Origin of the sequence: Paenibacillus peoriae (genome assembly GCF_022531965.1) — a bacterium.
Classification (GTDB): Bacteria; Bacillota; Bacilli; order Paenibacillales; family Paenibacillaceae; genus Paenibacillus; species Paenibacillus polymyxa_D.
The window spans coordinates 4,928,378-4,943,178 of sequence record NZ_CP092831.1 but is presented as its reverse complement, the minus strand read 5'-3'; the positions used below and the strand labels follow the sequence as shown (position 1 = coordinate 4,943,178).

The following is a 14,801-nucleotide window of genomic DNA, read 5'->3' as shown; positions in this document are numbered from 1 at the left end:
ATCTTTCTTTTTCCTCAAGCTTGACCCCGCCGTTCACACCGGAGGGATGCTCTGCAAGGGTCCTAACCCTACTACAACAAATAAAAATAAAAAATCCTCATTTTAAAAGTGTGTTAATTTTAAGGCGGGCAGCTACGGAGCGGTCCATTTGAATCTGAAGAAGCGAAGCGTTCGCCTTTTGCCCCTGAAGTTTAACCCTATAAGGGGTTCATCAAATCCAAAAATTCAGGGGCAACAGCGATTGGAAGATCAAATGGATCGCGGAGCGCCACACGTAGAAAAAAACACTCTTTTAAGTTGAGGATTCTAAATACTAGGAGTGATACGATGTTTAAGAAGATAACAATTAAATCCGATGAGCGCGGATTGCTGTTCAAAAAAGGAAGCTACCACAAATTGTTGCAACCAGGAACTTACCTATTGAAGACATTTCAGCAGGAAGCGGTTGAAATTTTGAATGTAGCCGAACCATTTTTTGTACCGGACCATGATATTCGTTTGTTTTTGACAGATCCCCTATTGCTTGAGCAATTGAATGTCATTGATGTAGAGGACCATGAATATGTGCTGCATTATGAGGATAATCGGTTTGTGGAGCTGCTGACGGCTGGGAAATATGCTTATTGGAACGTGCTCAAGGAACATCGTTTTGTTCGTGCAGATACTCGGCAGCCTGCAATTGATAAGGCATTGGGGCAAGCATTCTTGTCCAAGACACCGGGCTTCTGGAAGGCGCTTCAGGTGGGCAGCTATGAATTAGGATTTTTGTATTACGATAATGTGTTGCAGGGTGAGCTGAAACCGGGTAAATATTATTTCTGGATGTCCACGGTGAATACAGAGATCAAAACGATAGATATGCGACAACAGCAAATGGACTTGATGGGACAGGAAATCATGACAGAGGACAAAATTACGCTGCGCCTCAACTTCGTCTGTCAGTACCGTATCATCGACCCATTGCGGGCATTAGAATTCCGGGCATACGAGGAGCAAATGTACATTATGCTTCAACTGTTGTTACGCGAATACGTTGGCACGATGAAGCTGGATGATTTGCTGAAAATGAAGCAGGAGATTGCGGTATATGTTTTGACTCGACTGAATGAGCAGAGCGACGAATATGGAGTGACTTTTACGTCAGCAGGGGTGAAGGATATTATTTTGCCGGGGGATATCAAGGATATTCTGAATACGGTGCTGTTGGCAGAGAAGAAGGCACAGGCCAACCTCATCACACGACGTGAAGAGACGGCATCCACTCGTAGTCTGCTCAATACGGCCAAGCTGATGGACGAGAACGCCACTCTCTATCGTCTCAAAGAGCTAGAATTCATGGAAAAAATCTGCGAGAAGATTGGCACGATTTCGCTAACTGGCGGGAATACGTTGCTGGAGCAGCTGAACACGCTGGTTCACATGAAAGAGGGGCAGGGACTCCAATAACTGAAAATACTCCCGAACGATGAGTGCAAGCCGCCTCAAGGTTCGGGAGTATTTTGCGTTTTAGTTCGTCTTGGTGGATGCGAGAAAAGCGTCCATATCGATCACCGGAATGAGGGTACCCTGATGCTCCATCACGGTAGGGAACAACTCGCGCTGCCACTCTTCCTCATTGCTTTGTAGCTGACTGTCCTCGGCAGAAGCCGTGTCCTCCACCTGATCGACAAGCAGAGCAATCTTCGCACGGCTGAGCAAAATCATTTTGTCCTCGGAGGAATCGCTGGATGCAGGAAGAAGCAGTTTTTTGCGTAAATTAAGGATCGTAAATACATTGCCGCGAATAGTCACCATTCCTTCATGCCATGCTTCGGAAAAGGGAAGCGGAGTTCCCTTCTTAGCATTCATGACTTCTTCTACTTCCACAAAGTTTAAAGCGAACTTTTTGTCCGCTAGACTGCACACAATAAATTCAGACATAACAATTCTCCTTATCTATTCAGATGAGCCATCACAGGTTGTGATTGAGCGGTAAAATGGGTTAACTATTGCGTTTTGACAGATGGAACGATAAAGTTGAGGATGCGGTAAAATGGTTGTAGTTACTCACAGAATATCACAAACGAGCAGTTAAATCTTCCAAAATAACAACCATACGGCCAAGGCGTGGCTTCAAGTTTCCCTTCATATATAATGTTTGGGACTAAAGCTGTGTCCGATGGCACTACATTTTAAGATAAGCGGGTTGAGGTAGAGTGGATCATGAAAAGCAGCGATTAAGTATCGAAGCAGCCAGATTATACTATCTAAACGACTACAGCCAGCAAGATATCGCGGTCAGACTCGGGGTTTCGCGTCCTACGGTATCGCGGTTACTTCAGGCTGCCAAGGAACAAGGATACGTGCGGATTAGTATTGTGGACCCGATGGAGGATATGGACGCGCTCGGAGAGCAGGTGAAGAAGAAATACGGACTGGATACTGTGTTAGTCTGTTATTCGCCGTTAAATGAATATCAGGAGATCAAGAAGCATATTAGCAAAAAAGCAGCCGATTATTTGCATGAAACGGTACAGGATGCTGATATTATTGGAGTGACATGGGGAACAACCATGCATGCCGTGGCGCTTCATCTCCAACAAAAGCAGGTCAAGGGAGTTGAGGTGGTTCAGCTCAAGGGAGGCGTGAGCCATTCACATGTCAACACATATGCTGTGGAAACCGTGAATTTGTTCGCAGAAGCCTTTCATACCATAGCAAGGTATTTGCCGCTGCCTGTAATTTTCGACAGTCACGCCGTTAAGAAAATGGTCGAGGAGGATCGGCATATCCAGCGTATCATCGAACTTGGCAAGCAGGCGAACATCGCGGTGTTTACGGTGGGGACGGTCAAGGAGGATGCGTTGCTGTTCCGATTGGGTTATTTTAACGGGGAAGAGCAGAAGCTACTGCAAAGAGTTGGCAAGGGCGATATTTGCTCACGCTTTTTTGACGCTGAGGGCAACATATGCAGTCAGGAAATTAACAGCCGTACCGTTGGGATTGATTTGCCTGATTTGCGAAAGAAGGAGAAGTCCATTCTCGTCGCTGGAGGCCAGCGCAAAGTGGAGGCCATTCGGGCATCGCTGCGTGGCAAGTATGCGAATATCTTGGTGACGGATCAGTTTACGGCACAAGCACTTTTACAATAGAGCAAGTCGCCTCCATCCAGCAAAATACACGGTTATGGCGTGTGCCTACAGGGTAATATGAATGGTAGGTGAACGCCTTATGTACAAGCGTGAACATAATTTCAAAATGTGTTTTACATATGTTCAAAGCCGTGCTATGATGATCTCATCACAGAGAAATAAAGGACTTTTGTCTTCAACTATTTATCTAATGAAGGAGCTTTTAGATATGAACATTGCAGCATTAATCGACCATACATTGTTGCGTGCAGATGCGACGAAGGATGAAATTACGAAATTGACTGCCGAGGCAAAAAAATATCAGTTTGCTTCTGTATGTGTGAACCCGGCGTGGGTAGCTTATGCAGCAGAACAGCTCGCAGGCACAGGCGTAGCCATTTGTACAGTTATCGGTTTCCCGCTGGGAGCGAGCACGTCCGCAACGAAAGCATTTGAAACGAAAGATGCTATTGCTAACGGAGCGACTGAAATTGATATGGTTATTAACATAGGCGCTTTGAAGGAACGTGATGTACAGCTCGTCGAGCAGGACATCCGTGCGGTCGTGGAAGCAGCTGCTGGTACACTGGTAAAAGTGATTATCGAGACCTGCCTGCTGACTGACGAAGAGAAGGTACTGGCATGTGAGCTGTCCGTCAAAGCGGGGGCGAATTTTGTGAAAACCTCGACAGGCTTCTCAACAGGTGGAGCTACTGCGGAAGATGTGGCTTTGATGCGCAAAACGGTAGGACCTGAGATTGGTGTCAAGGCTTCAGGCGGTGTACGCAGTCTGGAAGACGTGCAAAAATTAGTAGAAGCTGGCGCAAGCCGGATCGGTGCAAGTTCCGGTGTGAAAATCATCGAGGGCGAGCAGTCTACATCTTCCTACTAAGTTTATTTTAAAGTCATGGAGGGATTCGCAATGAAGGATCAATTGATTCAGAAAGCGCTTGAGGCGCGTAAACAGGCGTATGTTCCGTATTCGAATTTTCAGGTGGGTGCTGCGGTTCTCGGAAGCGATGGCACGATTTATCACGGATGTAATGTGGAAAATGCCTCCTACGGCTTATGCAATTGTGCAGAGCGGACAGCGATTTTTAAAATGGTATCCGAAGGCTGCCGGAAAATTGATTCGATTGCGGTTGTAGCTGATACGGAAGGGCCTGTGTCTCCATGTGGGGCCTGTCGTCAGGTCATTTCCGAATTTGCTCATCAAGATACCAAAATTTATCTGACAAACCTTCATGGCAACACGGAAGAGTGGACGGTGGATCAATTACTGCCGGGTGCCTTTCGACCTGCGGATCTGGGGAAATAAAAAAAAGAATGCCTCTTTGGGGCGCGTTCTTTTTATGGGGAATGTAAGCGCTTAATGTAATAAGGGGGAAATTAAATGAAATATGTAATCGCTCTGGTGGGACTGCTCGTTGTTTTTGCACTTACTTACGTTGCCAGTAGTGACAAACGTAAAATCAGGTATCGTCCGCTGGTGGTTATGGTTGTGTTGCAGGCGGCGCTAGCTTTTGTATTGCTCCACACAGGTATTGGCGAAATTCTAGTCAAAGGTTTTGCAAAAGGGTTTAAAAGTCTGATTGATTATGCTATGGAAGGGATTAACTTTGTATTTGGCGGAATTGCGAATGAAGGAGCAGCACCGTTCTTTATCGGTGTACTGCTGCCAATCGTGTTCATATCCGCGCTGATTGGTATATTGCAATATGTAAAAGTGTTGCCTTTTATTATTAAATATATCGGGCTTGTCTTGAGCAAAGTAAACGGAATGGGTAAACTGGAATCCTACAACGCTGTAGCTTCGGCTATCTTGGGTCAATCCGAGGTGTTTATTTCCGTTAAGAAGCAAATTGGTCTGCTGCCAAAACATCGGTTGTATACGCTGTGTGCGTCTGCGATGTCTACGGTGTCCATGTCGATTGTGGGAGCTTACATGCAAATGTTAAACCCCAAATATGTGGTCACAGCTTTGGTATTGAACCTGTTCGGCGGCTTCATTATCGCTTCTATTATTAATCCGTACAAGATTGAGAAGGAAGACGATTTACTGGAGGTTCAGGAGGAAGAGAAGCAGTCCTTCTTCGAAATGCTCGGGGAGTATATTATGGACGGTTTCAAGGTTGCGATTACGGTAGCTGCGATGCTGATCGGTTTTGTGGCGCTGATTGCCATGGTTAACGGGATTTTCTCCTGGTTGTTTGGAATCAGCTTTCAGGCGTTGCTTGGATATGTGTTTGCGCCTTTCGCTTTTGTCATGGGTATTCCGTGGAACGAAGCCGTTCAGGCGGGCAGCATTATGGCTACCAAACTCGTATCCAACGAATTTGTGGCTATGCTGGATCTGACCAAGCAAACAGGCTTGTCGGAGCGCACGGTCGGGATCGTATCGGTATTCCTCGTATCCTTTGCTAACTTCTCATCCATCGGTATCATTTCCGGGGCTGTGAAGGGTCTGCATGAAAAACAGGGAAATGTGGTGGCCCGCTTTGGTCTGAAGCTGTTGTACGGGGCAACGCTGGTTAGCGTGCTGTCGGCAACGATTGCAGGGTTGTTTTTGTAGAAAAAAACAGCGAGTCAGGAAAGGATTTTTATAATGTCTAAATTCAAACGGATTCACTTGGTGGTTATGGACTCGGTTGGTATCGGCGAAGCGCCGGATGCTGCCCAGTTTGATGATTACGATGTAGATACACTCGGTCATATTGCGCGCGAACGTGGCGGCCTGAAGATGCCGAATATGGGCAAGCTCGGTCTGTCCAACATTCGTTCCATAGAAGGGATACCAGTGGCCGATAAGCCACTCGCGTATTACACCAAAATGCAGGAAGCGTCCAATGGCAAGGATACGATGACGGGTCATTGGGAAATCATGGGTTTGAATATTGCAGTTCCTTTCCGTGTATTTCCTGATGGGTTCCCGGATGAGCTGATTCAACGCATTGAGGAGCACACAGGTCGCAAAGTGATTGGCAATAAGCCTGCTAGCGGCACGGAAATCATTGATGAGCTGGGCGAAGAACACGTGAAAACTGGAGCGCTCATCATCTATACCTCGGCGGACTCTGTGCTGCAAATTGCGGCGCATGAGGAAGTTGTACCTTTGAAGGAGCTCTATGAGATTTGCGAGTTCTGCCGTAAAATCACGCTGGAAGATCCGTACATGCTGGGTCGCATTATTGCCCGTCCGTTCGTAGGTGAGGCAGGGAATTTCTCTCGTACCTCTAATCGACATGATTACGCGCTCAAACCATTTGGTCGCACTACAATGAACGAGCTGAAGGATGCAGGCCTGGATGTGATCGCCTTGGGTAAAATCTCTGACATTTATGACGGCGAGGGTGTAACGAAGGCGGTGCGTACGGTGTCCAATATGGACGGCATGGATAAGCTGGTGGCCACGCTCGACGAGGATTTCACCGGATTAAGCTTTCTGAATTTGGTGGACTTTGACGCTGTGTACGGTCACCGTCGTGATCCACAGGGATATGGTCAAGCTTTGGACGATTACGATGCGCGTTTGCCAGAGGTTTTTGCTAAAATGACCGATGACGATCTGCTGATCATCACTGCAGACCATGGGAATGATCCGACGTATCGGGGAACGGATCACACCCGCGAATATGTACCTTTGCTGGCATATTCCCCGCGTTTTACAGCTGGGGGCAAGGAACTTGCGGTTCGTATAACCTTTGCTGATATTGGAGCGACTGTAGCGGATAACTTTGGTGTGAAACTGCCTAAACACGGAACGAGCTTTTTGGCAGAGCTTCAGTAATCCAGGGCCCGCAAGAGTCAAGCAAGATTACAAAGATTAATGTAACGGTATAAATAACGATACAAGCACGGACAAATGGGACGGAGGAATAAAAACATGAGTGTACACATTGGAGCCAAACCTGGAGAGATTGCAGAAACGATTTTGCTGCCAGGAGACCCGCTACGGGCAAAATTTATTGCTGAAACATATCTGGAGGACGTGACCTGCTACAACGAGGTGCGCGGAATGCTCGGATTCACGGGTACGTACCAAGGCAAACGCCTATCTGTACAGGGAACTGGGATGGGGCTGCCGTCTATCAGTATTTATGTCAACGAACTGATTAGCGAATACGGTGTGAAAAACCTGTTCCGCGTGGGTACATGCGGCGGAATGAAGGAGCATGTGCACGTTCGTGACGTCATTTTGGCACAAGCATCCTGTACGGATTCCGGTATGAATCGCCATATTTTTGGTGGCTACGACTACTCGCCGATTGCCAGCTTCGATCTATTGAAGGGCGCTTATGATCGTGGTGTTGCCAAAGGCTTGAACATGCATGTCGGCAATGTATTCAGCTCAGACAGCTTCTACCGTGATGATAAATCAGTGGTACAAAAGCTGATGGAATACGGCGTGCTGGGTGTAGAGATGGAAACTTCAGCTTTATACACGCTCGCAGCCAAGTTTGGCGTAAACGCACTGACGATTCTGACGGTAAGCGATCATTTGCTGACGGGGGAAGAAACGACCGCAGAAGAACGGCAAACGACCTTTAAAGAAATGATGGAAGTTGCACTGGATACAGCAGTATCTCTGTAAACGATCATACGCACAGTGAGGAGAAATGACATATGAGAATGGTAGACTTGATTGAGAAAAAACGTGACGGAAAAGAACTGAGTACGGAGGAAATTAATTTTATTATCCAAGGCTACACTCAGGGTGAAATTCCCGATTATCAAGTCAGTGCATTGGCGATGTCCATTTTCTTCAAAGATATGACTGAACGCGAACGCGCTGATCTGACGATGGCGATGGTTCATTCGGGTGATACCATTGATCTGTCCGCGATTGAAGGTGTAAAGGTCGATAAGCATTCTACTGGCGGCGTGGGTGATACGACAACGCTGGTACTGGCTCCGCTCGTAGCGGCCTTGGACATTCCGGTAGCCAAAATGTCAGGACGCGGCCTCGGACATACCGGAGGAACGATCGACAAATTGGAAGCTATTGCAGGCTTCCACGTCGAAATCAGCAAGGACGAATTTGTGGATTTGGTGAATCGCAGCAAAATTGCGGTCATCGGACAAAGCGGTAACCTGACACCTGCGGATAAAAAATTGTATGCCTTGCGTGACGTTACGGCGACGGTCAACTCGATTCCACTGATTGCCAGTTCGATTATGAGTAAGAAAATCGCTGCTGGCTCCGATGCCATCGTGCTCGATGTAAAAACAGGTGCAGGCGCATTTATGAAAACTGTAGATGATGCCAAAGCACTGGCACATGCCATGGTGAGCATCGGTAACAATGTGGGTCGCAAAACGATGGCAGTCATTTCCGATATGAGTCAGCCGCTGGGTCTGGCCATCGGGAACTCACTGGAAGTGAAAGAAGCAATTGATACGCTGCGCGGCGAAGGACCCAAAGATCTGGAAGAACTGTGCATGGCTTTGGGCAGTCAGATGGTATTTTTGGCAGGGAAGGCAGATTCCCTCGATAACGCCGAAGAGAAGCTCAAAGAAGTCATTCGTAATGGCAAAGCACTGGAAAAATTCAAAGAGTTTATTGCGAATCAGGGCGGTGACGCTTCTGTAGTGGATCATCCTGAACGCTTGCCGCAAGCACAGTATCTTATTGAGGTGCCTGCGAAGCAGGACGGTGTGGTAGCTGAAATCGTGGCTGACGAAATCGGTACCGCAGCGATGTTGCTTGGAGCAGGACGTGCGACCAAAGAATCCGAGATTGATCTGGCTGTCGGCTTGATGCTGAACAAAAAGGTCGGGGATGCTGTTCAAAAAGGCGATTCACTGGTTACCATCCATGCGAACCGTGAAGATGTAGCTCAAGTACTGGAGAAAATCTACGCGAACATCCGTATTGCGGATCATGCGGAAGCGCCAGTGCTAATCTACGGAACAGTGACAGAGTAAGCGATAAGCCCTATTCATAAAGTCGTATTAGTAGCATGCATATGAAGCCGGAGGCCCTAAGTTTAGGGTGCTTCCGGCTTTTCTGTTGTCCTCGTTCTCAGACAATTGAACGGCAGAATTTAAAAATGGGGTTGTCAATTTCAAGTGAGGGTAATATACTGAACCCATAAACTGACGACCGTTCGTAAGGTATTGGAGGAAAAGCATGACACTACAGAAAATTAAAACAGTTAGCTTGCAGCAATTTGCGAAAAAGGGATACGATGCGTCCTCTCTGCAACTGATAGCTGATGAGGTAGGGATTAAAAAGCAGTCCATTTATGCTCATTTTAAAAGCAAAGATGATTTGTTTTTAGACATATTTAAGGATGCGGTGGATCAAGAGATTTTGGAACTGGATCGTTATTTTCAAGATCAATCCGAACAATCACTTGAAGTTGTCCTGCGCGGACTAATCGTTGAATTTAAGGAACGCTATGAGAGTGCTATGAATTTGCGTCTGATTCTGTATATCGGCTTTCTGATTCCATCTGCACTGGAAAGCCAGGTTCAGGCTTTGGTCACACGCTACGTACAGCATAAAACCAGCTTGGTACACGGGCGACTGGCAACTGAAACATCGGTTAAACTTCGTGTTCCAGCTCAATCTGCCGCGACAGCCTATATGAATTTGATTGAAGGCATGCTGGTAGAACTGGTGTACAACGGCACCGACGGTTTTGATCTGCGTCTGGAAAGCTCTTGGGATATTTACTGGCATGGCTTGATTCGGGCCTGAACAACTGAGCAGTCGAAGTAAACATGATTGTATTGGGGGAAGAGAACAGTGTCTGTGAAAGAAAGCTTTTGGTCCAGAAACTTTATTTTTTTGATGATATCCAACGCTTTATTGTTCATGGCATTCGAAATGCTTATGCCTACGCTGCCGCTGTTTGTGGAAAGTCTTGGCGGCAGCCCATCCCAGATTGGATTGGTGACTGGCGTGTTTATGTGTTCTGCTATATTGATTCGTCCATTTTCAGGTACGCTGATCCAGCTCTTGGACAAGAAGTATGTTCTGATTATCGGAGTTGTGATTTGTATGCTGGCAACGGGAAGCTACATGCTTTCCAGTAGTTTGGTACTGCTGTTAGTATTTCGGCTGGTACATGGCTTTGGATTCGGCATTGCGAGCACGTTGTATGCTACCTCAGCCTCAGATGATTTGCCGCCTCATCGTATGGGGGAAGGAATGGGCTACTTTGGCGTAGGTGAAACCGTAGCGATTTCAGTGGGGCCACTGATTGGTATATGGATGCTTCACGCATCAGGTTTTAACGGACTGTTTTCCACGGGAGCTATAATTCTACTGTTGTCGCTCGTGATGAGCGTATTGGTTCGTCGCCGTGCTCCGAAACCTATGTCGGCGGATACAGTGCAGGGCAAAAAGAAGGTTCCTTTTAAATTATTTGAAAAAAGAGTGCTGCTGCAATCCTGTCTTGCGTTGCTGGGTGGCGTGGTGGCAGGTGGAGTGATGTCTTTCGTGGCTTTATTTGCCAAGGAGCAGGGCTTTACCAATGCAGCATGGTTCTTCTTTACTGTGGCTATGGCAAGCTTCCTCGTCCGACTGGTGTCAGGTAGAATTTTCGATACCAAAGGCCCAGCTTATATCCTGATTCCTGCAGGGATTGTGCTTATCGCCGCCATCGTTATGGTGGCCTCATCGCGGACCGAGTTACAATTTTTGATTGCTGCTGTGATGTATGGTTTGAGCTTTGGAGCTATTTTCCCAGCTTTGCAGGCTTGGGCAATCAGTGTGGTCGGAGAAGATGAGCGAGAGGACGCTGTAGGCTCCTTTTATAATTTCTTCGATTTGGGCATTGGAGGAGGCTCTTTGGTTCTGGGGATGGTTGCTGGATTAACCTCTTATAAAACAATGTATTTGTTCTCCACTTTGCTGATTGCGGCTTATCTAATTATATTTGTGACGTATATTGTATTGGATAAGAAAAAGTCCCATAACACGTTGAACGTATAAGCTATGATTACGGAATACGAAATATATGATGGAGCGCTTGCGTTTGGGTGCCTTTGATCAAGTTTGAAAAAAATGACAGCCGGACTCATAATAGATATGAGTTCGGCTTTTTTTACGAAGGAGGAAATCAAATGGTGGAGAAGTGGGTTTGGGTTGGGGTTGCCGGAGCAATCGTGGGTTATGTCACTCTTGCCAATATATCGACTACCATGCATAGTACATCATCGGTGAGTCAGGCGCACTCGGCTGCTCCGTTAAGTGCACAGAGTGAGAATGGGAGCGCAGCGAAGCGTATCGTACATGATCAAAGAATGCATTTTGAAGGACAAGGCGGAACGAACTTTAAATTTGAAGAGGGGCGCAAGCTGTACATCAGCATCAAGAATGTTGGAAAGCAGCCCATACAATGCAAGCTCAACAGTTCGAATGGATCGGACTTGCAAGGTACAACGAGCGGATTTTCCAGTCGAACGTTGCAGCCAGGAGAACGCCATGATCTGCTGTTTGTAAAGCCAGAAGGGCAGGATGAAGCAGCAAATGACTCCTTAAAAGAGCTGATTTTGAAAGTAAGTACGGACGATGGATCGCAAGGAAGCGTTAAAACCTTTGCCTATATCACACTGTAAGCTCCTTCCAGAAAGGGCACGACATGCGGTCATTAGTCTACTTATGTTACAATAGAACGGTTGAAGACTTAATGAACAGAATAGGTCAGAGCAGAAAGCAGAAAGGATGACCCGTTGTGCCCATAAACCATGAATTCGGTAATCAAAAGATGTCACGGAGGCTGTCACTCACAGCTATTTTACTTACACTTACTTTTGTAGCACTTACTGGCTGTGGTCAGGATAAGAATGCTGAAACCATTGATACTGGAAGCAGTACAAGCGTGATCGAGAATGGAGCCGGCGGTAATCGTAGCGGTTCAGCCCAAAATGACAAAGCAGCGAAAGAGAGCGAGAGTGCAGAAAACAGCGATACTGATGCACAAAAGTTAGCTCCTTCGGCTCCAGCTGCTTCATCGGATACTTCTTCTTCTCCGGCAGCCTCCAATCCATCGCAAAATCCATTTGAGGTAGCAGGTATTCAAGATCCTAAAGCGTTTTTGAACACGTTCAAAGCGCTGCAGAAGGCAGTTGCCGACAATGACAAGGAGAAAGTGGCCGATTATATTTTGTACCCTCTGCGTGTTAATGATAGTGAAAAGTCGTTAACGATTCCGAATAAGAAAGATTTTATTGCCAAGTATGATCAGATTTTTACGGACGCGATTCGCGAGGCGCTTGTGAATCAAAAGACAGATGATTTGTTTGTTAATTATCAGGGAGTCATGGTGGGATCAGGTGAACTGTGGTTGAGAAGGGCTACGGACAATCCGAAGCTTTTTGGAGTCTTTTCGATTAATCTTGAAACGGTTGCCAACTAAGTCGTACCCCGTGTGTAAATGACCTCTAAACGGTCGGAAACATATACAATGTTTCTGACTGCCCCCCTTAAAGAAAGAAAAGTACAGATAATGCATACCAAAAAAAGGTTTGACATCACTCCTAAACTCTCGTATTATATCCGTATAACTCATTAAACAGGTAGGAATTAAAGAATTAAAGTTTGATCTCGCCATTTTGGCGGAGAACCTCTAGGAACAGCAGGCAGACACTGTCCACACGACAGGTTTGACCTAACAGGGCTGCATCAGGGAATTCTCCGCTCTTTTTTTAATTATGTCTGTAAATAACAGGCGTAAATGAATACAAATTACATAGAATTCGGGGTGTCTTGATGAAGAGGCAATGGAAAAGTGGACTTATTCTCGGACTATCTTTGGTTTTAACGATGATGCTAAGCGCTTGCGGGGCAAGCAAGGGAGGGACGGAGGTAGATGGTAGCTCTGCTGCCGTGGAGTTGCTCAATGTTTCTTATGATCCGACCCGTGAGCTGTATGAGGCATATAATAAAGCATTTGCCGCCCATTGGGAGAAGGAGAAAGGACAGAAGGTTACGATTAAGCAATCTCACGGAGGATCTGGCAAGCAAAGTCGTTCTGTGCAGGACGGGCTGGATGCGGACGTGGTCACTCTGGCTCTGGGCTATGATATTGATGCGCTACAGGAAAAAGGACTCGTTCAAGAGGGATGGCAAAGTAAATATGAGCATAACAGCGCCCCGTACACTTCAACCATCGTGTTATTGGTACGCAAAGGGAACCCGAAAGGGATTAAGGACTGGGACGATTTAATCCGTGGCGATGTGCAAGTCATTACACCGAATCCTAAAACTTCGGGTGGAGCACGTTGGAACTATCTTGCAGCCTGGGCTTATGCGCTCAAGAAGAACAATAATGATGAAGCCAAGGCCCAGCAGTTTGTACAGGAGCTGTATAAGCATGTGCCGGTATTGGATAGCGGAGCACGTGGAGCGACAACGACTTTCGTAGAGCGTGGAATTGGCGATGTGCTGATTGCATGGGAAAATGAAGCACTGCTCTCGGTGAAGGAGCTGGGTACGGATAAATTCGATATCGTATATCCATCGATCAGTATATTAGCTGAACCTCCGGTAGCAATAGTCGATAAGGTGGTAGATAAAAAAGGTACACGCGAGGTAGCGGACGCGTACCTGAAATATTTGTACAGTGAAGAAGGGCAGACCATTGCTGCTGAAAATTATTATCGCCCAACATTGGAGAGTGTGACGGCAAAGTTCAAGGATCAATTTCCTAAATTGGAGCTCGTAACCTTGAAGGATGTATTCGGGACATGGAAGGAGACGCAGCAGAAGCATTTCAGCGACAAAGGCATTTTTGACCAGATTTATGTACCCGGCAGTTCATAAAATAGGTGGACTGTGTAGACGATTGGATTGGTAGCCGCGAGTGTCATAGTGAATGAATTCAGAGAGGGATGGACAGAACATGAGTCAAGTGCAAGCCACTCGAAAACGCGTACTTCCCGGGTTCGGGTTAACAATGGGTTATAGTGTGCTGTATCTCAGTCTGGTGGTGCTGGTGCCTTTATCGGCACTGCTTCTGAATTCAACTGGACTGACGTGGGAGAAATTTTGGGACGTGGCGACTGATGTCAGGGTGCTGGCTTCCTACAAGGTTAGCTTTTTGTGTGCCGCGGCTGCGGCGCTGATCGACCTGTTTCTCGGTTTATTGATAGCCTGGGTGCTGGTGCGTTATGAATTTCCGGGGAAACGAATTTTTGATGCGGTGATTGATCTGCCCTTTGCTTTGCCTACTGCGGTAGCGGGGGTTGCTCTAACTGCCCTATATGCGCAGAACGGCTGGATCGGTTCGTTGTTCGAACCGCTTGGATGGAGGATGGCGTACTCACAGACGGGGATTACGCTAGCATTGATGTTTATTGGCATTCCGTTTGTCGTACGGACAGTTCAGCCGGTGCTGGAGGAACTGGACAAGGACGAGGAGGAGGTCGCTGCTACGCTGGGAGCTGGCAGATGGCGTATCTTCTGCAGCGTTATTGTGCCGGAGCTGGTACCACCGCTGCTGACGGGTTTTGCGCTCGCCTTTGCCCGTGGCATTGGCGAGTACGGCTCTGTCGTCTTCATTTCTGGCAATATGCCGATGAAGACGGAAATTGCTCCACTGCTCATAATGTCCAAGCTGGAGCAAAATGACTATGCAGGAGCTACGGCGGTAGCATTGATGCTGTTGGTGATTTCATTCGTGCTGTTATTCGTGATTAACAGCATTCAGCGCTGGTCACGGCGCCGTACTGTCTAAACGT

At 47.0% G+C, this 14,801-nt stretch carries 15 protein-coding genes; 14 read left to right on the top strand and 1 reads right to left on the bottom strand.

Features of this window, described 5'->3' with window-relative positions; translation table 11 throughout:
• The first annotated feature begins 327 nt into the window (after positions 1–327).
• Positions 328–1,446: a slipin family protein gene (locus tag MLD56_RS21970; protein ID WP_029519326.1), complete on the top strand. Its 1,119-nt coding sequence runs from the start codon at positions 328–330 to the stop codon at positions 1,444–1,446.
• A gap of 60 nt (positions 1,447–1,506) precedes the next feature.
• On the opposite strand, the gene MLD56_RS21965 is transcribed toward MLD56_RS21970, so the two are convergent.
• Positions 1,507–1,920: a chemotaxis protein CheW gene (locus MLD56_RS21965; protein WP_029519325.1), complete on the bottom strand. Its 414-nt coding sequence runs from the start codon at positions 1,918–1,920 to the stop codon at positions 1,507–1,509.
• Positions 1,921–2,195: 275 nt separating this feature from the next.
• Between MLD56_RS21965 and MLD56_RS21960 the strand changes: the two genes are divergently transcribed.
• From MLD56_RS21960 to cysT, 13 genes are all read left to right on the top strand, one after another.
• A complete protein-coding gene (locus MLD56_RS21960) occupies positions 2,196–3,131 on the top strand; it encodes a DNA-binding transcriptional repressor DeoR (RefSeq protein WP_029519324.1) in 936 nt (311 codons plus the stop codon).
• A gap of 208 nt (positions 3,132–3,339) precedes the next feature.
• A complete protein-coding gene (gene deoC / locus MLD56_RS21955) occupies positions 3,340–4,002 on the top strand; it encodes a deoxyribose-phosphate aldolase (RefSeq protein WP_029519323.1) in 663 nt (220 codons plus the stop codon).
• Between the two features lie 30 nt (positions 4,003–4,032).
• Entirely contained in the window at positions 4,033–4,428 is a 396-nt protein-coding gene (locus MLD56_RS21950; protein ID WP_029519322.1) for a cytidine deaminase, read from the top strand.
• 75 nt (positions 4,429–4,503) lie between these two features.
• Entirely contained in the window at positions 4,504–5,682 is a 1,179-nt protein-coding gene (locus MLD56_RS21945; RefSeq protein WP_029519321.1) for a NupC/NupG family nucleoside CNT transporter, read from the top strand.
• 33 nt (positions 5,683–5,715) lie between these two features.
• Entirely contained in the window at positions 5,716–6,897 is a 1,182-nt protein-coding gene (gene deoB, locus MLD56_RS21940) for a phosphopentomutase (protein ID WP_029519320.1), read from the top strand.
• A gap of 96 nt (positions 6,898–6,993) precedes the next feature.
• Positions 6,994–7,701, top strand: coding sequence for a purine-nucleoside phosphorylase (gene deoD, locus MLD56_RS21935; RefSeq protein WP_013312036.1), 708 nt, complete (start codon positions 6,994–6,996; stop codon positions 7,699–7,701).
• Between the two features lie 32 nt (positions 7,702–7,733).
• On the top strand, positions 7,734–9,035 hold the full coding sequence (locus MLD56_RS21930) for a pyrimidine-nucleoside phosphorylase (protein ID WP_029519318.1): 1,302 nt from the start codon (positions 7,734–7,736) through the stop codon (positions 9,033–9,035).
• Between the two features lie 205 nt (positions 9,036–9,240).
• Positions 9,241–9,813 carry a TetR/AcrR family transcriptional regulator gene (locus MLD56_RS21925; protein WP_029519317.1) on the top strand — a complete coding sequence of 191 codons (573 nt, stop codon included), beginning with the start codon at positions 9,241–9,243 and terminating at the stop codon, positions 9,811–9,813.
• Positions 9,814–9,861: 48 nt separating this feature from the next.
• Entirely contained in the window at positions 9,862–11,052 is a 1,191-nt protein-coding gene (locus MLD56_RS21920) for an MFS transporter (protein ID WP_241113425.1), read from the top strand.
• 131 nt (positions 11,053–11,183) lie between these two features.
• Positions 11,184–11,678 carry a hypothetical protein gene (locus tag MLD56_RS21915; protein ID WP_241113424.1) on the top strand — a complete coding sequence of 165 codons (495 nt, stop codon included), beginning with the start codon at positions 11,184–11,186 and terminating at the stop codon, positions 11,676–11,678.
• Between the two features lie 116 nt (positions 11,679–11,794).
• Positions 11,795–12,478: a hypothetical protein gene (locus MLD56_RS21910; RefSeq protein WP_029519308.1), complete on the top strand. Its 684-nt coding sequence runs from the start codon at positions 11,795–11,797 to the stop codon at positions 12,476–12,478.
• A 353-nt stretch (positions 12,479–12,831) separates the two neighbouring features.
• The gene (locus tag MLD56_RS21905) at positions 12,832–13,884 is read left to right on the top strand and encodes a sulfate ABC transporter substrate-binding protein (RefSeq protein ID WP_029519306.1); all 1,053 of its coding nucleotides are present in this window, start codon (positions 12,832–12,834) and stop codon (positions 13,882–13,884) included.
• Between the two features lie 79 nt (positions 13,885–13,963).
• Positions 13,964–14,797: a sulfate ABC transporter permease subunit CysT gene (cysT, locus tag MLD56_RS21900; RefSeq protein ID WP_029519305.1), complete on the top strand. Its 834-nt coding sequence runs from the start codon at positions 13,964–13,966 to the stop codon at positions 14,795–14,797.
• The last annotated feature ends 4 nt before the right edge of the window (positions 14,798–14,801 follow it).